Source organism: Parahoeflea olei (assembly GCF_001703635.1).
Taxonomy (GTDB): Bacteria; Pseudomonadota; Alphaproteobacteria; order Rhizobiales; family Rhizobiaceae; genus Hoeflea; species Hoeflea olei.
Genome location: NZ_LQZT01000002.1, coordinates 33,454 through 53,726 on the forward strand (window position 1 = coordinate 33,454; position 20,273 = coordinate 53,726).

Genomic DNA, 20,273 nt, shown 5'->3' on the forward strand with positions numbered 1-20,273 from the left:
TTCCGGCTCAGGCGGTGCTGCGGCCGCCTTTCGGTGCGGACCGCGTGTCTGCGGAAAAATCCTCGAGCGCGCGGCGGGCGGCCAGCCGGTGGGCGTCGGTCATGTGCGTGCGCACCGTGGCGATGGCGAGCGTCAGCACGGCGATGTCGTCGGAAAAGCCCACGAAGGCCAGGATGTCGGGGATGGCATCGACCGGCAGGATGAAATAGGCGAGCGCGCCCAGCAGTACGGCCTTGGCCCGGCCCGGCGTCTCCGGGTCGAGCGCGCAATAATAGGCGGCCACCAGGTCCTCGGCAAAGGGGATCTGCCCCGCCGCCTTGCGGAAGGTGCGCCAGAACCCGGCCCGGACGGAGGCCTCGTCCGCGCCTTTGGTGCCGTTCGCGCCTGGGCCGGCCTTGGAGCCCGGCCCGAGAATTTCGCCTTCCAGACCGCTCATCTGCTGTCCTCCCGGGAGTGTCTCATGCCCCCTGATATGGTTCTCCGTGGCGTCCGCTTCAATAACTGGCGTTTTCAGCCCTGGAGGCCGGTGCTCGCGGCGATCCTGTCCATGGCCGTCGCCAGCTCGAAATCGAGCGGCGTGAGTCCGCCGGCGTCATGGGTGGTCAGCCGCACATCCACCGTGCGGTAGACATTCTTCCATTCGGGGTGATGGTCGAGCTTTTCGGCCACCAGCGCCGCGCGCGCCATGAAGCCGAAGGCCTCGCTGAAATCCTTGAAGACGAACTGCCTGGATAGCGCGGTTTCGCCCGCGTCGATCTCCCAACCCGCGACGGAGGCGAGCTTTTCGGCAACGGCTGTGCTATCCATTTTCTGACGCGTCATCGTGTCCTCCGGCATTCACAGGGAAAAATCATGGCGAACCCCAGCGTAACCGACCGCGCCGAGACAACGCAACCGGCCGTGCTGTTCGTGTGCATGGGCAATATCTGCCGCTCGCCACTGGCGGAAGGCGTGTTCCGGCACGCGCTGGCCGAGGCCGGGCTTGCCGGCCTGGTCACCGTTGATTCGGCCGGAACCGGCGACTGGCACCAGGGCGATGCGCCCGATCCCCGCTCGATCAAGACCGCCGGGCGCCATGGCATCGACATCTCCGCCCAGCGCGCGCGTCAGGTGGCGCAGGAGGATTTCGACCGGTTCGACATGATCTTCGCCATGGACCGGTCGAACGAGGCGACGCTGCTCGCGCGCGCGCCGGCCACGCGCCGCGACCGGATCTTCCTGTTTCTCGACCACACGCTCGGCACCCGTGCGGATGTGCCCGATCCCTATTACGGCGGCGCCGACGGGTTCGAGAGCGTCTATCAGTTGCTGCGCGAGGGCTGCCAGGCGCTGGCGTCGAGGCTCTGCGGCGAATTGCGCCAGCCCAGGGGATAGGCTTCCTCGACCAGATAGGGGCCGCCGCCGACCGAATCGCGCGACGACATCACCACGAAGCGGCCGACCTCGAAGGGTTCGGTGCGGAAATTGCCGCGCCCGCCCAGATAGTCCACCACATCGCCGAGCCGCGCATTGCGCAGCCGCGCCAGCGTCACATGCGGGGAGAACCGGCGCGGATCGGGATCGAGGCCCAATCGCTGGCAGATCCGTTCGATCTCGGCCTGCAGTGCCTTGAGCTCGGCCGAAGGCGAGACGCCGGCCCAGATCGAATGCGGCTTCTTCGAGCCGAACGAGCCCATGCCCGACAGCGACAGCGAAAAGGAGGGGCGGTCGATGCGGTCGAAGGCATTGACCAGTTCGTCGGCGGTCGGCGCGTCGATGTCGCCGATGAAGCGCAGGGTGATGTGGTAATTCTCCACATCGATCCAGCGGGCGCCGGGGAGTCCGCCGCGCAGGAGCGAGAGAGACAGGGCTGCCTCGCGCGGGATTTCGAGAGCGGTAAAGAGGCGTGGCATCGCTAGTCCCCCGAATCATCGAACAGGTTGAACGAATCACGAGCCGCGGTCCGGAGCAAGCACCTAGATCTCGGGTTTGCCCCGGATCCGGGCCGGCGCGGCGCGCTATCGCGCCTCGATCGCGGTCACGAATTCCTCGGCCAGCGGCAGCATGCCGTCGACCATCTTGTTGATTCCCTTTGCATTGGGATGCATGCCGTCGTCGAGAACCATGGCCGCGTCGCCGGTCACGCCGTCGAGAAAAAAAGGATAGTGCAGAAGCCCGTATTTGGCGGCGAGGTCGGGATAGATCGCGTTGAAGGCCGCCTCGTAGTCGGCGCCGAGATTGGGCGGCGCCAGCATGCCGGCCAGCAGCACCGCGATGCCGCGCTCCTGAAGCCGCACGATCATCGCTTCCAGATTCTGGCGCGTGGTTTCGGGCGGCAACCCGCGCAGCGCGTCATTGGCGCCGAGTTCGAGAATGACCCCGTCGGTGCCCTCGGGAATCGACCAGTCGAGCCGCGCGAGCCCGCCGGACGTGGTGTCGCCCGACACGCCCGCATCGGCGATGGTCACGTCGTGGCCGCGCGCGCGCAGCGCCGCTTCGAGCCGGGCCGGAAAGCCCTCGCCGGCCTCCAGGTTGTAGCCGGCCATCAGGCTGTCGCCGAAGCCCACGATCTTCACCGGCGTTTGCGCCACGGCCTGTGCGGCACCCGCCGCCAGGCCGATCGCGGCAAACAAGGCGAGCGCCAAACCTTTAAAACCCATGGGCATGCTCCTAAGTGCACCTCATCGGGCGATCCGCGCCCGTCCGTCCCCTGCATATAGGATGAAAAGCCCGTGTCTCAATCCGCCGCCCCATCCATTGTCACTCTGAGGCGGGCGGATCTGACGCTCGGCGCCGGCGCCTCGTCGGTGCATGTGCTCAAGGGCATCGATCTCGACATCCCGAAAGGCCAGTCGGTCGGCATCGTCGGCCCGTCGGGATCGGGCAAGTCGACGCTTCTGATGGTGGTGGCCGGGCTCGAGCGGCTCGATTCGGGCGAAGTCCATGTCGACGGCCATGCGCTGCATGCCCTCAATGAAGATGCGGTCGCGGCCGTGCGCGGCCGCTCGATCGGCATCGTGTTCCAGTCGTTCCACCTCATTCCCAACATGACCGCGCTCGAAAACGTGGCCGTGCCGCTGGAACTCGCCGGTCGCACCGACGCCTTCGAGCGCGCCCGCGCCGAACTCGTGGCCGTGGGCCTGGGCGAACGGCTCACCCATTATCCCGGGCAGTTGTCGGGCGGCGAGCAGCAGCGGGTAGCGATCGCCCGGGCGCTGGCGCCCGACCCGGTGCTGATCGTTGCGGACGAGCCGACCGGCAATCTCGACGGCGAGACCGGCCGGCAGATCGCCGATCTGCTGTTTGCCAAGCAGGCCGAACGCGGCGCCACGCTGCTGCTCGTCACCCACGACCCGGCGCTGGCCGATCGCTGCGACCGGCAGGTCGGCGTGCGCTCGGGCCGGATCGCCGGCCCTGTCGAAGCCGCCCCCGGCGGGGTGGTCGCCTGATGGCCGCGGGTGCAGCGCCGGCCGGCGCCAACCGGCTCAGGCTCGGGCTTGCGGCAAGGCTCGCGCTGCGCGAGTTGCGCGGCGGGCTGTCGGGTTTCTATATCTTCCTCGCCTGCGTCGCGCTCGGCACCGCCGCGATCGCCGGCGTCAATTCCGTGTCCGAAATGATGACGGGCTCGATTGCGTCGGAAGGCAAGACCATTCTCGGCGGCGACATCCGCTTCGAGATCGACAACCGCGACATCGGCGCCGCCGGACGCAGCTATGTCGAGGGGCTCGGCGCGGTCTCGGCGGGCGCAAACCTGCGCACCATGGCGCGCAAGCCCGATGGCTCCGACCAGTCGCTGGTCGAATTGCGCGCCGTCGACGAGGCCTATCCGCTCTATGGCGCGTTCGAAACGACGCCGCCCCTCTCGGTCGCTGACGCCTTTGCCGAGCGCGACGGGGTCTTTGGCGCGACCGCCGCGCAGATCCTGCTCGACCGTCTCGGCATCGCGGTCGGCGACACGCTTCTGGTCGGACAGGCACAATTTCAGATCCGCGGCGTGATCGCCACCGAACCGGATGCGCTGTCGGAAGGTTTCGGCTTCGCGCCGCGGCTGATGATCTCGCGGGCCGCGCTCGATGCCGCAGGCCTGATCCGCCCCGGCAGCCTGATCGAATACAGCTATCGCGTCCGGCTCGACGGGGCCGCAGCTGCCCGCTCCCTGGATGATATCCGCGATGAGGCCGAAACCCGCTTTCCCGATGCCGGCTGGCAGATCCGCACCAGCCGCAATGCCGCGCCTGCGCTCACCCGCAATATCGAGCGCTTCTCCCAGTTCCTGACGCTGGTCGGGCTCACCGCGCTGATCGTCGGCGGCGTCGGCATCGCCAATTCGGTGCGCGCCTGGCTCGAGGGCAAGCGCGGCGTGATCGCCACCTTCAAGTGCCTGGGTGCCCCCGCCTCGCTGGTGGTGGCGATCTACCTGATCCAGGTCATGCTGATCGCAGGCTTCGGCGTCGCGCTCGGCCTCGTGCTCGGCGCGCTCACGCCCTGGCTTGCCGCCGGTGCGCTTGCGGGGGTGATCCCGATCGCGGTCACGGTCTCGTTCTACCCGGCTTCGTTGCTGATCGCCGCCGGCTTCGGGCTGATGACCGCCTTTGCCTTCGCCGTGCTGCCGCTCGGCCGCGCCGGCGAGGTGCCGGCCACCGCGCTGTTCCGCCAGCAGGGGTTCGAGGCAGGCGGGTTTGCGCGCTGGCCCTATCTCTTGACCGCCGGACTCACGCTCGCCGTCCTTTGCGGTGCGGCGATCTTCTTTGCCGACGACCGCCGCATCGCCTCGATTTTCGTTGCCGCTGTCGCCGCCGCCTTCGTGGTGTTGCGGCTCGTGGGATGGCTGGTGCAGCTGATTGCCCGGCGCTGGCCGGCGGTCAACTCGACGCCGCTGCGGCTTGCGATCGGCAATATCCACCGGCCCGGCGCGCTCACCCCCTCGGTGGTGCTGTCGCTCGGGCTCGGGCTTGCGCTGCTCGTCACGCTGGCGCTGATCGACACCAATCTCAGGCGCGAACTGTCGGGCAACCTGCCGGAGCGGGCGCCGAACTTCTTCTTCGTCGACATCCAGGCGAGCGAAATCGACGGTTTTGACGAACTCGTCACCGGACTCGCGCCCGAGGGCAAGGTGATCAAGGTGCCGATGCTGCGCGGGCGAATCACCGCGCTCAACGGCGAACCGGTCAATGCCGAGAACGTGCCGCCGCAGGCGCGCTGGGTGCTGCGCGGCGACCGCGGCCTTACCTATGCGAAGAACCTGCCGGAAAATTCGCGGCTTGCCGAAGGAAAATGGTGGGCGCCCGACTACACCGGCGAGCCGCTGGTCTCGTTCTCGGCCCAGGAAGCCCGCGAAATCGGCCTGTCCGTCGGCGACACGGTCACCGTCTCGGTGCTCGGCCGGCAGATCACCGCGCGCATCGCCAATCTGCGCGATGTCGAGTGGGAATCGCTGTCGATCAATTTCGTCATGGTGTTCTCGCCCAACACCTTCGCCGGCGCGCCGCATTCCTGGATGGCGACGCTCACCGATCCCGGCGCCGATGCCGCGCTCGAGGCCGGGATCCTGCGGTCGGTCACCCAGGCCTATCCGACGATCACCAGCCTCCGGGTCAAGGATGCGCTCGAACTCGCCGACCAGCTGGTGGGCCAGATCGGCGTGGCCATCCGCGCCGCGGCGCTGGTGGCGCTGATCGCCTCGGTGCTGGTGCTTGCCGGCGCGCTGGCCGCGGGCAACCGGTCGCGCATCCACGATGCGGTGGTGCTGAAGACGCTCGGCGCCACGCGCGCCACGCTGATTCGCGCTTATGTCTACGAATACGGCCTGCTCGGGCTCGCCACCGCGACCTTCGCGCTCGGCTTCGGCGCGGTCGCGTCCTGGTTCGTGGTGAGCCGGATCATGACGCTGCCGTCCCGGTTCATGCCCGATATCGCGCTCGCCACGCTTGCGGGCGCGCTGGTGCTGACCGTGGGCATCGGACTGGCGGGCACATGGCGCGTCCTCGGACAAAAAGCCGCACCCGTGCTGCGCGAGCTTTGAATCCCGCATCTGCGGCGTTTGTTAAGCACATACGCGGTCTTGGCCCCATTTTGCGGGGTGCGGGGTCTTGTCGCGGCCGCGCTTCATCCTCATATTGCAAGGCAGGCATGCTGGAGCCCCGCAGCGGCGCCTGGGATCCATTGACCCGACACCGTTCTCAACTCCGGGGCTTATAAAGAGGAAAACATGGCTGACTTTCGCAATTCGAATGTCCGCGTAGCGACCGGAGCGCAGGCTGGTGCCGCGATCGACGAGGGCCTTCGCGCCTATATGCTGCGCGTCTACAACATCATGGCAATGGGTCTCGGGATCACCGGCGTGGCCGCCTATGCGATCGCCATGCTGGCCACCACCAACGATCCGGCCAGCGCCGTGGCGACGATGGGCAACGGCACCATGGTCACCAGCCTCGGCGCCGCGCTCTATGGCTCGCCGCTCAAGTGGGTGGTGATGCTGGCGCCGCTGGCGATGGTGTTCTTCCTGAGCTTCCGCATCGAGAAGATGAGCGTCTCCGCCGCGCAGACCACGTTCTGGATCTACGCCGCGATGATGGGCGTGTCGCTGTCGTCGATCTTCCTGGTATTCACCGGCTCGTCGATCACGCAGACCTTCTTCGTCACCGCCGCTTCGTTCGGCGCGCTGTCGCTCTACGGCTACACCACCAAGAAGGACCTGTCCGGCATGGGCTCGTTCCTGATCATGGGCGTGTTCGGCCTGGTCATCGCCATGGTGGTCAACATCTTCCTGCAGTCGAGCGCGCTCGAATTCGCGATCTCCGCGATCGGCGTTCTGGTGTTCGCGGGCCTCACCGCCTACGACACTCAGCAGATCAAGGAGATGTATTACGAAGGCGATGGCGAAGCGACCGCCGGCCGCAAGGCGATCATGGGCGCGCTGCGTCTCTATCTCGACTTCATCAACCTGTTCATGTTCCTGCTGCAGTTCCTGGGCAACCGCGACTGACGCATCCGGAACGGACACACGAAAGGGCGGCCTGCGGGTCGCTCTTTTTTGTTGCCGCCAAGGCGGCTGCGGCGCTAGATCTTGGTCCGGTTTCCCTCTTCCGGATTTCTGCCGATGATCCTGCGCGACGCCACCGCGGCCGACCTTCCCGCCATCACCCGCATCTATGCCGACAGCGTCGAAAACGGGGTCGCGAGCTACGAGCTCGTCACTCCCGACCAAGCCGAGATGGGGCGGCGCATGGCTGCAATCCGGGACAATGGCTTTCCCTATCTCGCCGCCACCGACGGCGACGGCACGCTTCTGGGCTATGCCTATGCCTCGGCGTTCCGGACACGGCCGGCCTATCGCTGGCTGGTGGAGGATTCGATCTATCTCGCGTCCGGCGCGCGTGGCCGCGGCGTGGGGCTCGCGCTTCTGACCGAGCTCGTCGCGCGCTGCGAGGCGCTGGGCTTCCGGCAGATGGTGGCCGTCATCGGCGGGGCGCATCCGGCCTCGGTGGCGGTGCACCAGAAGGCGGGGTTTTCGAGCGCAGGCCTCATTCGCGGCTCGGGTTTCAAGCAGGGCCGCTGGCTCGACACGGTGTTCATGCAGCGCGCGCTCGGGGAGGGGACGGCCACCGATCCCGATCCGCGCGTCTATCCGGGCAGCTTGTTTGCCGGCTGAGCCGGCAAGGCGCGCGGCGCCCTGCCTGACGTCCCGGGCGTCCGGAATGGCGGCTTGTGTCTGGGATCTACCGCACCAGCCGCGGCGCCTTGTCGAAATAGCGCAGCACCATATCGATCTCGTGGCCGCGCTTGAGCACCAGGCCGGTGCCGGAAATGATCGCGAAGGCGCCCTGCTTGCGCGCCCGCGACGGATCCTTTTCGATGCGGTAGAGCGGCACCTCGCTGGTGCGGCGGAAGGCCGAGAACACCGCCTTGTCGCGCAGGTGGTCGATCGCGTAGTCGCGCCAGTGGCCCTCGGCCACCATGCGGCCGTAGATGCGCAGGATCGCATCGAGTTCGGGTCGGCGGAAGGTCACAGGTTCCGGGGTGGTGCGGCGGCGCAGCTCCGCCAGGTCGACGGCCTGCGACGGCGCCTCTGCAGCACCCGTCCCGCGGCGCGCAGGCCCCTCGGCGCCCTCAGTCATCTGGTCTCGAGTGGTTGTCATCGTTCATCGGGCCAGTGTGCCTGACATGGGACCGATTTCAAGCACGAAACCTGCATTTTTTGGCCGGGCGGCCGATGCGGGCCTGTTCCCCGCGACGGGCCGCGGCACCCGGTGCGCGCCTTCGGCGGTGCAGCATCACGAAACGAGTCAGGCCGTTGCCGTTGTTGACCAGTGGCCGGTCGAAATCCGGACCGTGGCTCAATTGGGCCGCAATTCGGCCCCATCCGCGCCCGATTTGGCTTCGATGGTGCAGCCGTTGCCTAAGACGGTTCGGTCCGGGGACCTCGAATACCCAACCCCCCAAGCCCCCCTTCGGGGTCCCCGGAACGGATCAGCCGCATCGGGCCGTTCCCGCGCCCCGGTGCGGTAGGCACCCTCCTTGCTTCCAGGATCTGGGCCGGCGCTGCGCCGGTCTTTTTTTGTCCATCCCTGCTTGACCGCGCGCCGCCGGGACCGCCGGCGCAAAGCCCGTCACACCGGCGACCGGCGTCGCCGGGGCTTCAGGCAGGCGTTTCGGGCTCGATCAGCGCCGCGCCGAGGATCCTGCCGGGCGCGCCGTCGTGGCCCACCTGCTGCAGCAGGATGGCGCAGCCGCGGCCCGGACGTGCCGACATCACCGAGGCGGGCAGCTTCAGGGTCACCGCCTCTCCGCCCCACATGCCCACGGTCTCCAGCGCCTCGACGGCGTGGTGATAGGTCACCGTCTGGCCGGCGTTTTCGCCGCGTTCGATCTTCACCGTGCTCTCGTCGGTGAAATAGACTGCCACGATATTGGCCTTGCCCTCGCCGCTGCCCACCGCGATGCTGAGCCCGTCGGGGCTCCTGCTGGCGCTGACCGGGACCGTCAGGCCGTTGCCGGACGCCGCGAGCCGGCCGAGAAGCTCGGCGATCGTGTCGCCCTCCGCGCCATTGGCATGGTCCTGGCCATTGATGACGGCCTGCGGCGTGTAGACATTGTTGCGCTTGAGGGTGCGCGCATAGCCGTATTGCCGTTCGGTGTTGGCCCGGCTCGACAGCGTGTCGACCCAGCCCAGATAGTTCCAGTAGTCGACGTGATAGCTCAGGGCCAGCACGTCGTCGCGCTTGGCGAGCCGGGCCAGTTCCGCATCGGCGGGCGGGCAGGAGGCGCATCCCTGGCTGGTGAACAGCTCGACGACGCCGTTGAGTTCGCCGGCCTGCGTCTTGCCCGCGCTGGCCAGACAGGCCGCGCCCATCAGCCCCGACAGGGCAAAGGCAAGACAATAGGCACTCACGGTCATGGCATCGATCCGGTGTTTGAAAGGTCGGCTCCGAGGATGGGAAAATCCTACTCCGCGACAACGGACACGACCAAATCACGTTGCGGTGAGGCACTCAAACGAAAAACGCCGGGCGGCGCGGAGCCCTCTTTCCGCGAACGGAATTCGAATGCACTTATCGGGTGTGTCGTGATACAGTATTCCTGCTCACAAGTATGGGGAGGAGCTGAACGTGACAATATTCAAACCAGTCATCCGACTTAAGGTCGATGCAAGCCAGAAATCATACACCATGTATGCAACAGTTGTGGCGCCGAATGGTTGCTACATGGCTGCCGGGGCAATGCTTGGTGTTCCGGATGGTCACGCGGTTACAGCGGAAACGGAAGGCGTTGTTCTGAACATCGTTAAGAATGACGGCCCGTGCACGGAGGCGTTGAAGGTCTTGCGGTTCAAAATCCCGGGCATTCCGCTGGTGGACGGCAAGACAATGCTGGTGGCCTTTGCGGTCGTGAGCGACAAGGTGGTGGGGGTCGGCAGCCAAATGATCCCGCAGCCGGAGCAAAAGGCGCTCTCGATGCTTGCCTCCGTGAGCCAGCCCAGCGGGGTGCGGATCCAGTCCGTCAATGGGTGGATCAATGCCATGCCGCCGGGGCGGCCGAAGGTGATCGCCGTCGTCAATGTTTTCGCGCCCTGCATCAACTACAGTTTCGACTTCGAGAACAAGGGCAGCTTCGGGTTTACCGGACGGACTCTGCTCGTGGAACTGAAGGCCCGGCTTCCCGGCGCCTGCCAGAAGGCAATCTTCGAAGGGCCCGTCAGATTCGAAGCGGAGCTGGAAAGCGTGGAGCAGTTCGATTCGATCGCCGTCGCCTTCGAGGGAGAACTCCACTTCGACGCATTGGAAATCACGGTCTGAGGTGCCGAGGGCATCGACTGCCCCGCTGACCGTCCAAAAGGCCACTGATCGTCAAAAAGAAAGCCCGCCGGCAGACAAGCCGGCGGGCTGATCAACGAGACGCGTGCGGAGGCTCAGGCCGCCAGATCGCGCAGCACCGTCTGCAGGATGCCGCCATTGTTGAGGTATTCGAGCTCGTCGAGCGTTTCCACGCGGCAGATGATCGGCACCTCCTTGACCGTGCCGTCGGCATAGGTCACGCGGGCGATCTTCTTCTCGCGCGGCTGCAGGTTCGACAGCCCGTCGATCTCGACGGTCTCGTCGCCCTTGAGCCCGAGGCTCTCCCAGCTCGCGCCCTCGTCGAACACGAACGGGATCACGCCCATGCCGACCAGGTTGGAGCGGTGAATGCGCTCGTAGGACTGGGCGATCACGGCGCGGACGCCCAAGAGGTTGGTGCCCTTGGCGGCCCAGTCGCGCGACGAGCCGTTGCCGTATTCGACGCCGGCGAAGATCACCAGCGGCACGCCTTCGGCCTTGTACTTCATGGCGGCGTCGAAGATCGACATCTCTTCGCGGCTTGGATAGTGGAAGGTGTAGCCGCCTTCGCGTCCGTTCGGCCCGAGCATGTGGTTGCGCAGGCGGATATTGGCGAAGGTGCCGCGCATCATCACTTCGTGATTGCCGCGACGGGTGCCGTACTGGTTGAAATCGGCGACGCCGACGCCGTGATCCATCAGGTAGCTGCCGGCGGGCGATTGCGCCTTGATCGAACCGGCCGGCGAGATGTGGTCGGTGGTGATCTTGTCGCCGAACAGGCCGAGCACGCGCGCGCCCTTGATGTCGGAAATGCCCGCGCCTTTCTTGCCCATGCCCTCGAAATAGGGCGGGTTCTGCACATAGGTCGACTGGTCGTCCCAGGCATAGGTCTGGCTTTCAGGTGCCTCGACGGCCTGCCAGTTCTCGTCGCCCTTGAACACGTCGGCATATTTGGCCGCATAGAGCTCGCGGGTGACGTATTTCATGATGAACTCCTGGATCTCCTTCGACGAGGGCCAGATGTCCTTGAGATAGACCGGGTTGCCGTCCTTGTCCTCGCCGATCGGCTCGGAGGTCAGGTCCTTCTGCACCGAGCCTGCCAGCGCATAGGCCACCACCAGCGGCGGTGAGGCCAGGTAGTTGGCCTGCACGTCGGGCGAGATGCGGCCTTCGAAGTTGCGGTTGCCCGACAGCACGCCGGCGGCGATCAGGCCCTTGTCGTTGATGGTCTTCGACACGGGTTCGGGAAGCGGACCGGAATTGCCGATGCAGGTGGTGCAGCCGAAGCCGACCAGGTTGAAGCCGAGCTTGTCGAGATCTTCCTGCAGGCCCGACTTGGCGAGATATTCCGCCACCACCTGGCTTCCGGGGGCCAGCGAGGTCTTCACCCAGGGCTTGGTCTTCAGGCCCTTGGCAACCGCGTTGCGGGCGAGCAGGCCCGCGCCGATCAGCACGCTCGGGTTCGAGGTGTTGGTGCACGACGTGATCGCCGCGATCGCCACGTCGCCATGGCCGAGATCGTAGCCTTCGCCTTCGACCTGGTAGCGCTTCTCAAGCTGGCCGGGCTTCTTGTACTCGTCCTCGAGCGACTTGGCGAAGCCCGAGGCGATGTTTTCGAGCGGGATGCGGCCTTCGGGGCGCTTCGGACCGGCCATCGAGGGGACGACCGACGACAGGTCGAGGTCGAGCGTGTCGGTGAACACCGGATCGGCCGAGCCGGTCTCGCGCCACATGCCCTGCGCCTTGCAATAGGCTTCCACCAGCTTGATGCGGTCTTCCTCGCGGCCCGACATGGTCAGGTAGTTGACGGTCTCGGAATCGACCGGGAAGAAGCCGCAGGTGGCGCCGTATTCCGGGCCCATGTTGCCGATGGTGGCGCGGTCGGCAAGCGACATCGAATCGAGGCCGGGGCCGTAGAATTCGACGAATTTCGACACCACGCCCTTCTTGCGCAGCATCTGCACCACGGTCAGCACCAGGTCGGTGGCGGTCACGCCTTCCTTGAGCGCGCCGGTCAGGCGGAAGCCGATCACTTCCGGCAGAAGCATCGAGATCGGCTGGCCCAGCATCGCGGCTTCCGCCTCGATGCCGCCCACGCCCCAGCCCAGAACGCCCAGGCCGTTGATCATGGTGGTGTGGCTGTCGGTGCCCACGCAGGTGTCGGGATAGGCGGTGATTTCGCCGTTCTCTTCGCGGGTCCAGACGGTCTGGCCGAGATATTCGAGATTGACCTGGTGGCAGATGCCGGTTCCGGGCGGCACCACGCGGAAGTTCTTGAACGCCTGCTGGCCCCATTTGAGGAAGCGGTAGCGTTCGCCGTTGCGCTCGTATTCGTGCTCGACATTGCGCGAGAGCGCGGTGGCGGTGCCGAATTCGTCGACGATCACCGAGTGGTCGATGACGAGGTCGACCGGCACCAGCGGGTTGATCTTCTGCGGATCACCGCCGAGCGAGACCATCGCGTCGCGCATGGCGGCGAGGTCGACCACCGCCGGCACGCCGGTGAAGTCCTGCATCAGCACGCGGGCCGGGCGATAGGCGATCTCGGCCTCGGCCTTGCCCTTGTTGGTGAGCCAGGCGACGACGGCCTCGATGTCCTGCTTCTTGACGGTCCGGCCGTCCTCGTTGCGCAGCAGGTTCTCGAGAATCACCTTCATGGAGAAGGGGAGCGCGGCAATGCCGGTCAGACCGTTCTTCTCGGCCTCGGTGAGGCTGTAATAGACATAGTCGGTGTCCCCGACCTTGAGCGTGGAACGGCATTTGAAGCTGTCGAGTGATTTGGCCACAGGCAACCCGCTTTCATCAGTTCAGCCGATGTTTCAAGGCGAACCCCTGCACGCTTTTGCGTAAAGGATGCGGGTACGGTCATTTCCGCTGTCCGCCCGTGACGCGAAGGGCATCATGTTCGGCGCAATATTGAATTCACGCCGACCGCTGGCGTGGTTGCGGGGGTTATAGATAATTTCGTAAGAACGTGCCAGATCAACCAATGGCTCATCGATCATTTTTTTGAGCGGCATGTTTTGGACCGGATCGCCGCCTTTCCTGGCGGTCCGAAGCGGGGACCGGATGCGGGCGACAGCCACGAAACTCAAGGGACGGCGCGGCGACAGCGTGCTGTTCGACGATATCTCCTTTTCCGTCGGCAGGGGCGAGGCGCTGGTCGTGACCGGACCCAACGGGGCGGGAAAATCCACGCTGCTGCGCATGCTCGCCGGCCTGCTCGCGGCTGATTCGGGCAGCTTCACGCTTCAGGGGGACGACGGCGCCGACCTGCCGGTCGCCGAGTTCGCCCATTATCTCGGCCACCGCAACGCCATGAAGCGCGAACTGCGCGTGTCGGAAAACCTCTCCTTCTGGCAGCGCTTCCAGCGGCCCGAGGATGGCCAGGGCCTGTCCGTCGATGCGGCGATCGAGGCCGTGGGCCTGTCGGGCGTGGCGCATCTGCCGTTCGGCTATCTGTCGGCGGGGCAGCAGCGGCGCATCGCGCTCGCCCGGCTTCTCGTCGCCCGGCGGCCGCTGTGGCTGCTCGACGAGCCCACCGCAGCCCTCGACAGCCGCTCCGACCGGCTGTTTGCCGATCTCGTGCATGCGCATCTCGCCGAAGGCGGGCTCGCGATCGCCGCCACCCACCAGCCGCTCGGGCTCGACCGGGTGATCCCGCTCGAACTCACCGGCATTCACCGCGCCGCGACGGGCGCCGGGGAGGTGTGGTGATGATGGCGCTGCTCAAACGCGACCTGGCGATTGCCACCCGCTCGGGCGGCGCGGCGATGCTGGGCGTGCTGTTCTTCTTGGCCGTCGTCGCCGTCATTCCCTTCGGCATCGGTCCGGATTTGAACCTCCTGTCACGGATCGGTCCGGCGATCCTGTGGATCGGGGCGCTGCTCGCCTCGCTTCTGGGGCTCGACCGGCTGTTCCAGGCCGACCGCGAGGACGGCTCGCTCGACATGCTGGTGATGCAGGACTGGTTCGGGCTGGTCGCCACCGTGTTCGTCAAGTGCCTGGCGCACTGGCTCGCCACCGGCCTGCCGCTGGTGCTGGCAGCCCCCCTGCTGGGCCTGCTCATGAACATGAGCGCGACCTCGACCGGGGCGGTGATGCTGACGCTGGTCGCCGGCACGCCGGCGATCTCCTTCATCGGCGCGGTGGGGGCTGCGATCGCGGTGGCGCTGCCGCGCGGCGGACTGCTGGTGTCGATCCTGATCCTGCCGCTGGCGATCCCGATCCTGATCTTCGGGGTCAGCGCCTCCTATGCCGCGGTCACCGATCCCGATCCGTTTCTCCCGCCCTTCATGATTCTCTCGGCGATCGCGCTGTTTTTCGCGGCGCTGGGTCCGGTCGCCGCGGCCGCGGCGCTGAAGGGAGCGTCCGATTGACACAGGCGATTTGACACGGGCGATTTGACACGGGTCATTTGACTCGGGCCATCGCCATGCCACATTGATCTGGCGCATTGTTTCAGGTTCCGGCAAGGAATAGAAAACGCCCCATGACTGATACCACCGTTTCCCAGGGCTGGTTTACCGGCCTCGCCAATCCGACCCGGTTCCTCGCCCTCTCCGGCAAGCTGCTGCCCTGGCTCGCCGCCGCCTCGGCGATCACGCTCGTGGTCGGGCTCTACATGTCGTTCGCCGCGCCTGAGGATTACCAGCAGGGCATCACCGTCCGGATCATGTTCATCCACGTGCCCGCGGCGTGGCTTGCGATGATGTGCTATTCGGTGATGGCCGTGGCGGCACTCGGCACGCTGGTCTGGCGCCATCCGCTCGCCGACGTGGCGGCCAAGTCCGCACTGCCGATCGGCGCCGCCTTCACCTTCCTGTCGCTGCTCACCGGTTCGCTCTGGGGCCGGCCGATGTGGGGCACCTGGTGGGTGTGGGACGCGCGGCTTACCTCGGTGTTCGTGCTGTTTTTGATGTATCTGGGGCTGATGGCGCTGCACAAGGCGATGGACGATCCGGCCCGTGCCGCCAGGCCCGCCGCCGTGCTCACGCTGGTGGGCTTCATCAATATCCCGATCATCAAGTTCTCAGTCGACTGGTGGAACACGCTGCACCAGCCGGCAAGCGTGATGCGGCTCGACGGCCCGACCATCCACCCGACGCTGCTCTATCCGCTGCTGGTGATGGCAATCTCGTTCACGCTGATCTTCTTCACGCTGCATTTCATGGCCATGCGCAACGAGATCCTGCGCCGCCGCGTGCAGGCCATGCGCCGCCAGGCCGCGCAATCCATTGGTGGCGGGGCCATCGGCGGCGGGGCAATCGGTGGCGGGGAGACACGCTGATGATGAGCCATGAAGCCTTCGTGTTCATTTCCTATGCGGCCACCGCCGCGGTGCTTCTGGGCCTGCTGGCCTTCACGCTCGCCGACGGGCGCGCACGCAAGCGCGAACTCGCCGAACTCGAGGCGCAGGGGATCAGGCGGCGCTCGCAGGCCGTGCAAGGGGGCAAATCGTGAGTGATGCTGAAAGCGACGCCGCCTCGGGACAGGAGGCCGCGCCCTCGAGCGGCCGCCGGCTGCTTCTCGCCTTCCTGCCGCTGATCGTGTTCGTGGCGCTGGCGGGCGTGTTTCTCTACCAGCTCGGCTCCGGCAAGGACGCGAGCGAGATCCCCTCGGTGCTGATCGGCTCGAAAGCGCCCGCGCTCGATCTCGCCCCGCTCGAAGGCCTGACCAAATTTGGAGAACCCGTGCCGGCGCTCACCGACCAAGTGATCGACGGCAAGCTGGCGCTCGTCAATGTCTGGGCCTCCTGGTGCGTACCCTGCCGGCAGGAGCACCCGATCCTGCTGGAGCTGTCGCGTGATCCGCGGATCACGCTGGTCGGCATCAACTACAAGGACAAGACCGAGAACGCGCTTCGCTTCCTGGGTGAGCTCGGCAATCCCTTCGCCGCCGTCGGCATCGACCCGAACGGCAAGGCCGCGATCGACTGGGGGGTCTATGGCGTGCCCGAGACCTATCTGGTCGCCCCGGACGGCGAGATCCTGTTCAAGCAGATCGGCCCCTTCACGCCCGCCGCGCTGCGCGACAAGCTATTGCCCGCCATCGAAGCCGCCCTCGGCGGCAGCAAGTAGGTTCGCCCCCGGTCTCTCTGGCAGGTGACGCTCTGACAGCCCGGCTGTCGGGGTCCCTTGGCCGACTGACTGACCGGCTGGCCAGAGAACTGGCCAGTTCTCTGGCCAGGCTGTCGAACGATCCTCCGCTCGAGCGCTCGACTGACACCGGCTGTGGCGCCGGCTGCGCCACTGCGCAGCCCGCTTGCCGCTCCGTCGCCACCTGGCCGATCCGCCGGCGGCCCAGCCCGCGGCTCCTTTTCGAGACCCGTGGTCTCACCGCTCCATGCCGGCCCGGATTTTTCGCGCGCTGCGCGGCCAACCCGTCTCGCCCTTGCCCGTTTGCCGTCCTATAGTCCCGGTCATGAGCACACCCAAGCAGTTCGACCGCCTCGTTCCCACCGGCGACACCCATGAGCGCGACGTCTGCCGCACCTGCGGCTTCGTCAATTACCAAAACCCGCGCATCGTCGTGGGCTCGGTGGTGCGCCACGCGGGCAAGGTGCTCTTGTGCCGCCGCGCCATCGAGCCGCGCCGCGGCTTCTGGACCGTGCCCGCCGGCTATCTCGAACTTCACGAAACCCCCGAGGACGGCGCCCGCCGCGAGGCCCGCGAGGAAGCGCTGGCCGATCTTGCGCTCGGCGAGTTGCTCGCGATCTATTCCGTCCCGCACTTAAGCCAGGTGCAGCTGATCTGGCGCGCCGAACTCAATACTCCGGGTACGGGCACGGCCCTGTTCGGCGCCGGCGAGGAAAGCCTCGAAGTCGCCCTGTTCGACTGGGACAACCTGCCCACCGACGAAATCGCCTTCCCGACGGTGCACTGGATGCTCAAGCATGAGCGCGAGGTGATGGCGAAAGGCTATCGGGGGCCGTTCGGGAATCCGGAGTGAGGGCGCTTTCGAGCTTGATTGGATCGGCATAAGGCGGGCGTTCACCCGCCTAAAACGTCCAGCATCATTCAAACGCGCCGACGCGCTGGCGACAGGTCGCGATCATCCGCTCTGCTGTGCCGACGATCTCATCGTCGAGACCGGGGATGTCCGGAATTGTGAGAGCATCCAGGCCCGCGCGCAGCCCTGCAAGCAGGTCTTCAATTGCCTGGTTCGCGGCCTTGGCCGTCAGGCCTGCCACAGCCGCCATCTTGACGAAATCGTCGCGGCGCAAGCGGTTGTCCTTGCCGTTTATCTTCAGCGCCATGCGGTCATGGTCGAGACCGGGAAAGACGGTTGTGGTGACAGCGTCATAGAGCGGTGCGAGTCCCACCTTCTCAAAGCTGCCTGTGCCCGGCCGCGCGATCTTCAGCAGCGCCAGATTTTTGAGATGCATGTCTCCGTCAGCAATGAGCCAGGCGAACAAGGCCCGCTTGAGCACAAGCAGCAAATCCGCCTCCGGATCGGTCGCCAGCGGCCTGATGGCACGGGCGATCCGCTCTATCGTGCCGTCATATTTGGCTTCAGGGGGCAAATCGAGAACCGAGCACAGATCTTCGAGCGCGAGGAGCCGCGGGTCGGCAGCCGAAATGCGAATGTCGAAGCGCTCGACGATCAGGGCTGGCGCCATGCCGTCCGGCATTTCTGTCAATGCTGAAGGTGGTGTGTCGAGCCCGGCATGGCGGCCAAGCGCCAGGGCAAGAAACTCGACCACCGGCAACGCCTGGAAGCCGCTGGTCCCCGCCGGCTTGAGTATGTGCGTGAAAGGCAGGTGGGTGCCGGGCACGAGTATCCCGTCCTCGCCCAAAAACATCGGCGCCTTGATCTGCACGCCGGACAAGCGCGGCGTGCCGGCGCTGGCATAGAGGCGCGCGAGCTTTTCCTCGAAACTCTGTTCGAAGGTCCCGCGACCCGGGCCGGTATAGGTGCCCGTGAACAGGCCGCCGGCTGTGAAATTGGCCAGGCGACCGACCAGCAAGTCCGCCGGCAATGCCTCAAGTTCGGCGGCTGTGGTGCCGATGGTTATGTTCGACATGTAGCGCCTGCCTGAACGCAGCATGGCGCGTTCGTCGCTTTGCTTGAGAATGCGTTCAAGCCACCCTTCGGGCAAGAGCGAGAGAACAAACGGCGGAAGCTTGCCGGGAACGCGTTGTTGGATAAGCGGCAGACCGAAACCTGTGTCCGCCTTCCAGCGCCATTCAAAGCCGTCATGCAAAAGATGCCCGATGGTCGTCCCATGCCAGGCGACGATAAAGTCGAGTGCCGCTTCATTGCGAAAATCGAATTCAACAGGTTCACGGAGCAGGTACCGCTCGGCCAGCTCGCCCTCGCGATACCATTCGTTTTCGCGGGCCAGCACCCATAGCGCATCGGCGGCGGCCCTGGGATCGCCGTACTCTGCAATCAGCCTCTGTGCGATGTCGGCGCGCATCGCCTCGTCGATGGAGGACGCATGTTCGCTGCGCATCCGGAAAGCTTCGAGAAAGCGCTGGCGAATGGATGAGACATTGGCGTGGAATTCTCCCAGGCCGTCATCAATGGTAGCGGTCGCAAGGGCCGGGTGACCGGGTGCAACGTTCTGGACGATTTCCAGCGTCCTGATCCGGGTGCGCTGGTTGCGCGGCCCGCTGACAAAGAGCCGGCCATCGCGGGTCGGGGCAAGCAGGACCGCGCTGGCCGCCGAGAGATAGGCTCGCGGATAGAGATAGTTGGCGATCCGGATGGAATGCCGGAGCACTTCCGCATTGGCATCGGCGTCGGCATCGACATAGATGCCGCGCATCAGCTGCACGATCCTGCCGGTTTCGGCCTGATAGTGGGCACGGGTCTTGTCGAGGTTTTCGCCGACGAGATAGAGCACGTTTCCAACTTTCGCGTATTCGACCTGCGCAAAAGTTGGAAATATCTGCGGCGATGTCAAGCATTTCTAACTTTCCCGTGTTTCAAATACGCGAAAGTTAGCCGACTCACCCCCGCGCTTCCCGCACCGCGATCTCCGCCATCTCTAGGATCGCCGGGCGCGAGCTCGCCACGGCGATGAAGCGGGCGGTGTGGCAGAATTTGGCGCCCTTGACGCCGGAGGCTTCTTCCAGCGCCGCGTCGGTGAGGCCGGCCCAGGCGGCGGGCAGGTCGGCGCGTTGCTCGAAAGTGTCCTCGGCGAGCTTGATGCCGTTGAGCGTCCAGTCGTCGCCGCGGGGGTGGACGACGAACAGGATGTGGTCGGCTCCGGCCTTTTCCAGCGCCGGGCGGTAGGGCATGCCGGTCGGCAGTTCGAGGATGGCCGAGGAGCCCGCGCGGGCGATGGCGTCGATGACGATCCCCTCGGCGCGCACCTTGGCGGCGAGCGTGCCGACCAGCGCCTCGACGAAGCGCGAGGCGATACCAAGCGCGCGGGCGAAGGCATCGTCGTCGGCGGTGGGCGAGGGGTCGTCGAACGGTGGCTTGAGGCTTTCGATCAGCGCCGGCAGGGTCAGCCCCGCAAGCGGCCCCGCCACCGAGGGCTCCATCGCGCCGTTGTCGAGCAGGTCGATCGGCAGCACGTAGCGCGCGTCGAACTCGGCATGGATCGCCTCGATGTCGGCGTCGGGCACGGCAAGCGCTGCGAGATAGGCGCGTCCGTAATGCATCCAGATCAGCCCGAAGGAGCTGAGCGGCTCGCCGCCGGCGCGCTTAGGCCCGGGCTTCTGGTGGTGGTCGAAGATCTGCCGTTCGGCATCATAGGCGCCGCCGACATCGAAGACGATGCGGTCGGCGGCGGGGCTGATCCAGTCGCGGTCGCGGCTGCGTCTGATCTCCGCGTGCGGATAAAGCCGGGTCAGCACCACGCTCGACAGAAGCTCGTCGGCGTGAAACCCGCCGGAGTGGGTGACGAGATGGGTGATGCGCATGGCGGTCTCCGGGAACGGTGGTGCGGGTCGGACGGGCAGGCGCGCCCGGGCGACGTCGAATTGGTCCGCCTAGATCCCAGCAAATGACGATGGGTGCAATCCC

The 20,273-nt window shown here is 66.1% G+C and carries 21 protein-coding genes; 12 read left to right on the forward strand and 9 right to left on the reverse strand.

Annotated elements, in window-relative coordinates:
- Window positions 1-7: 7 nt before the first annotated feature.
- Both AWJ14_RS03190 and AWJ14_RS03195 read right to left on the reverse strand, forming a co-directional pair.
- Window positions 8-436, reverse strand: coding sequence for a YkvA family protein (locus tag AWJ14_RS03190; RefSeq protein ID WP_066174935.1), 429 nt, complete (start codon window positions 434-436; stop codon window positions 8-10).
- 74 nt (window positions 437-510) lie between these two features.
- Window positions 511-822 (reverse strand): 4a-hydroxytetrahydrobiopterin dehydratase, encoded by a 312-nt coding sequence (locus AWJ14_RS03195; RefSeq protein ID WP_066175189.1) that lies wholly within the window; start codon window positions 820-822, stop codon window positions 511-513.
- 30 nt (window positions 823-852) lie between these two features.
- Here AWJ14_RS03195 and AWJ14_RS03200 point away from each other — a divergent pair, with 30 nt between their 5' ends.
- On the forward strand, window positions 853-1,374 hold the full coding sequence (locus AWJ14_RS03200) for a low molecular weight protein-tyrosine-phosphatase (RefSeq protein WP_066174937.1): 522 nt from the start codon (window positions 853-855) through the stop codon (window positions 1,372-1,374).
- Here the strand turns inward: AWJ14_RS03200 and thpR are convergent.
- Together thpR and AWJ14_RS03210 are read right to left on the reverse strand one after the other, a co-directional pair.
- Window positions 1,302-1,892 (reverse strand): RNA 2',3'-cyclic phosphodiesterase, encoded by a 591-nt coding sequence (gene thpR / locus AWJ14_RS03205; protein ID WP_066174939.1) that lies wholly within the window; start codon window positions 1,890-1,892, stop codon window positions 1,302-1,304. The two genes, AWJ14_RS03200 and thpR, sit on opposite strands and share 73 nt — an antisense overlap.
- A gap of 105 nt (window positions 1,893-1,997) precedes the next feature.
- The gene (locus tag AWJ14_RS03210; RefSeq protein WP_066174941.1) at window positions 1,998-2,639 is read right to left on the reverse strand and encodes an arylesterase; all 642 of its coding nucleotides are present in this window, start codon (window positions 2,637-2,639) and stop codon (window positions 1,998-2,000) included.
- Between the two features lie 72 nt (window positions 2,640-2,711).
- Between AWJ14_RS03210 and AWJ14_RS03215 the strand changes: the two genes are divergently transcribed.
- The 4 genes from AWJ14_RS03215 to AWJ14_RS03230 all read left to right on the forward strand — a co-directional run bounded on the left by AWJ14_RS03215 (window position 2,712) and on the right by AWJ14_RS03230 (window position 7,630).
- Entirely contained in the window at window positions 2,712-3,428 is a 717-nt protein-coding gene (locus AWJ14_RS03215; RefSeq protein ID WP_066174943.1) for an ABC transporter ATP-binding protein, read from the forward strand.
- Complete coding sequence (locus AWJ14_RS03220; RefSeq protein ID WP_066174945.1) at window positions 3,428-6,001, forward strand: ABC transporter permease; 2,574 nt, start codon at window positions 3,428-3,430, stop codon at window positions 5,999-6,001. Before AWJ14_RS03215 ends, AWJ14_RS03220 begins: the two co-directional genes overlap by 1 nt.
- Before the next feature lie 186 nt (window positions 6,002-6,187).
- Window positions 6,188-6,964, forward strand: coding sequence for a Bax inhibitor-1/YccA family protein (locus tag AWJ14_RS03225; RefSeq protein ID WP_066174946.1), 777 nt, complete (start codon window positions 6,188-6,190; stop codon window positions 6,962-6,964).
- Between the two features lie 108 nt (window positions 6,965-7,072).
- On the forward strand, window positions 7,073-7,630 hold the full coding sequence (locus AWJ14_RS03230; RefSeq protein WP_139112519.1) for a GNAT family N-acetyltransferase: 558 nt from the start codon (window positions 7,073-7,075) through the stop codon (window positions 7,628-7,630).
- A gap of 67 nt (window positions 7,631-7,697) precedes the next feature.
- Here the strand turns inward: AWJ14_RS03230 and AWJ14_RS03235 are convergent, their stop codons facing one another.
- Entirely contained in the window at window positions 7,698-8,096 is a 399-nt protein-coding gene (locus AWJ14_RS03235; RefSeq protein WP_066174950.1) for a DUF2794 domain-containing protein, read from the reverse strand.
- Window positions 8,097-8,617: 521 nt separating this feature from the next.
- Window positions 8,618-9,376, reverse strand: coding sequence for a DUF1223 domain-containing protein (locus AWJ14_RS03240; RefSeq protein ID WP_066174952.1), 759 nt, complete (start codon window positions 9,374-9,376; stop codon window positions 8,618-8,620).
- Window positions 9,377-9,587: 211 nt separating this feature from the next.
- Here AWJ14_RS03240 and AWJ14_RS03245 point away from each other — a divergent pair, with 211 nt between their 5' ends.
- Window positions 9,588-10,274 (forward strand): hypothetical protein, encoded by a 687-nt coding sequence (locus AWJ14_RS03245; protein ID WP_139112512.1) that lies wholly within the window; start codon window positions 9,588-9,590, stop codon window positions 10,272-10,274.
- 113 nt (window positions 10,275-10,387) lie between these two features.
- Here AWJ14_RS03245 and acnA read toward each other — a convergent pair whose 3' ends face one another.
- Complete coding sequence (gene acnA / locus AWJ14_RS03250; protein WP_066174957.1) at window positions 10,388-13,078, reverse strand: aconitate hydratase AcnA; 2,691 nt, start codon at window positions 13,076-13,078, stop codon at window positions 10,388-10,390.
- Between the two features lie 283 nt (window positions 13,079-13,361).
- Between acnA and ccmA the strand changes: the two genes are divergently transcribed.
- The 6 genes from ccmA (at window position 13,362) to AWJ14_RS03280 (ending at window position 17,243) form a co-directional block, all read left to right on the forward strand.
- Entirely contained in the window at window positions 13,362-14,009 is a 648-nt protein-coding gene (ccmA, locus tag AWJ14_RS03255) for a heme ABC exporter ATP-binding protein CcmA (protein ID WP_066174959.1), read from the forward strand.
- On the forward strand, window positions 14,009-14,671 hold the full coding sequence (gene ccmB, locus AWJ14_RS03260; protein ID WP_066174961.1) for a heme exporter protein CcmB: 663 nt from the start codon (window positions 14,009-14,011) through the stop codon (window positions 14,669-14,671). Before ccmA ends, ccmB begins: the two co-directional genes overlap by 1 nt.
- A gap of 113 nt (window positions 14,672-14,784) precedes the next feature.
- On the forward strand, window positions 14,785-15,582 hold the full coding sequence (locus tag AWJ14_RS03265) for a heme ABC transporter permease (protein WP_066174963.1): 798 nt from the start codon (window positions 14,785-14,787) through the stop codon (window positions 15,580-15,582).
- A 2-nt stretch (window positions 15,583-15,584) separates the two neighbouring features.
- The gene (gene ccmD / locus AWJ14_RS03270) at window positions 15,585-15,755 is read left to right on the forward strand and encodes a heme exporter protein CcmD (RefSeq protein WP_066175191.1); all 171 of its coding nucleotides are present in this window, start codon (window positions 15,585-15,587) and stop codon (window positions 15,753-15,755) included.
- Window positions 15,752-16,372 (forward strand): DsbE family thiol:disulfide interchange protein, encoded by a 621-nt coding sequence (locus tag AWJ14_RS03275; RefSeq protein WP_083219982.1) that lies wholly within the window; start codon window positions 15,752-15,754, stop codon window positions 16,370-16,372. The genes ccmD and AWJ14_RS03275 overlap by 4 nt, the downstream gene beginning before the upstream one ends.
- A 343-nt stretch (window positions 16,373-16,715) precedes the next feature.
- Window positions 16,716-17,243: an NUDIX hydrolase gene (locus AWJ14_RS03280; RefSeq protein ID WP_066174965.1), complete on the forward strand. Its 528-nt coding sequence runs from the start codon at window positions 16,716-16,718 to the stop codon at window positions 17,241-17,243.
- A 64-nt stretch (window positions 17,244-17,307) separates the two neighbouring features.
- On the opposite strand, the gene AWJ14_RS03285 is transcribed toward AWJ14_RS03280, so the two are convergent.
- Window positions 17,308-19,065, reverse strand: a complete 1,758-nt coding sequence (locus tag AWJ14_RS03285) for a type II toxin-antitoxin system HipA family toxin (RefSeq protein ID WP_083219995.1) — start codon at window positions 19,063-19,065, stop codon at window positions 17,308-17,310.
- A gap of 184 nt (window positions 19,066-19,249) precedes the next feature.
- Window positions 19,250-20,170: an MYG1 family protein gene (locus tag AWJ14_RS03290; protein ID WP_066174968.1), complete on the reverse strand. Its 921-nt coding sequence runs from the start codon at window positions 20,168-20,170 to the stop codon at window positions 19,250-19,252.
- Window positions 20,171-20,273 lie beyond the last annotated feature (103 nt).

What these genes read in the sequence shown, in the direction of transcription:
- ccmD (WP_066175191.1), top strand. Translation starts at nt 15,585, where the DNA reads ATGAGCCATGAAGCCTTCGTGTTCATTTCCTATGCGGCCACCGCCGCG.
- AWJ14_RS03210 (WP_066174941.1), bottom strand. Translation starts at nt 2,639, where the DNA reads ATGGGTTTTAAAGGTTTGGCGCTCGCCTTGTTTGCCGCGATCGGCCTG.
- AWJ14_RS03220 (WP_066174945.1), top strand. Translation starts at nt 3,428, where the DNA reads ATGGCCGCGGGTGCAGCGCCGGCCGGCGCCAACCGGCTCAGGCTCGGG.
- AWJ14_RS03285 (WP_083219995.1), bottom strand. Translation starts at nt 19,065, where the DNA reads ATGCGCGGCATCTATGTCGATGCCGACGCCGATGCCAATGCGGAAGTG.
- AWJ14_RS03240 (WP_066174952.1), bottom strand. Translation starts at nt 9,376, where the DNA reads ATGACCGTGAGTGCCTATTGTCTTGCCTTTGCCCTGTCGGGGCTGATG.
- AWJ14_RS03200 (WP_066174937.1), top strand. Translation starts at nt 853, where the DNA reads ATGGCGAACCCCAGCGTAACCGACCGCGCCGAGACAACGCAACCGGCC.
- thpR (WP_066174939.1), bottom strand. Translation starts at nt 1,892, where the DNA reads ATGCCACGCCTCTTTACCGCTCTCGAAATCCCGCGCGAGGCAGCCCTG.
- AWJ14_RS03190 (WP_066174935.1), bottom strand. Translation starts at nt 436, where the DNA reads ATGAGCGGTCTGGAAGGCGAAATTCTCGGGCCGGGCTCCAAGGCCGGC.
- AWJ14_RS03235 (WP_066174950.1), bottom strand. Translation starts at nt 8,096, where the DNA reads ATGACTGAGGGCGCCGAGGGGCCTGCGCGCCGCGGGACGGGTGCTGCA.
- AWJ14_RS03280 (WP_066174965.1), top strand. Translation starts at nt 16,716, where the DNA reads ATGAGCACACCCAAGCAGTTCGACCGCCTCGTTCCCACCGGCGACACC.
- AWJ14_RS03195 (WP_066175189.1), bottom strand. Translation starts at nt 822, where the DNA reads ATGACGCGTCAGAAAATGGATAGCACAGCCGTTGCCGAAAAGCTCGCC.
- AWJ14_RS03265 (WP_066174963.1), top strand. Translation starts at nt 14,785, where the DNA reads ATGACTGATACCACCGTTTCCCAGGGCTGGTTTACCGGCCTCGCCAAT.
- ccmA (WP_066174959.1), top strand. Translation starts at nt 13,362, where the DNA reads ATGCGGGCGACAGCCACGAAACTCAAGGGACGGCGCGGCGACAGCGTG.
- ccmB (WP_066174961.1), top strand. Translation starts at nt 14,009, where the DNA reads ATGATGGCGCTGCTCAAACGCGACCTGGCGATTGCCACCCGCTCGGGC.
- AWJ14_RS03225 (WP_066174946.1), top strand. Translation starts at nt 6,188, where the DNA reads ATGGCTGACTTTCGCAATTCGAATGTCCGCGTAGCGACCGGAGCGCAG.
- AWJ14_RS03290 (WP_066174968.1), bottom strand. Translation starts at nt 20,170, where the DNA reads ATGCGCATCACCCATCTCGTCACCCACTCCGGCGGGTTTCACGCCGAC.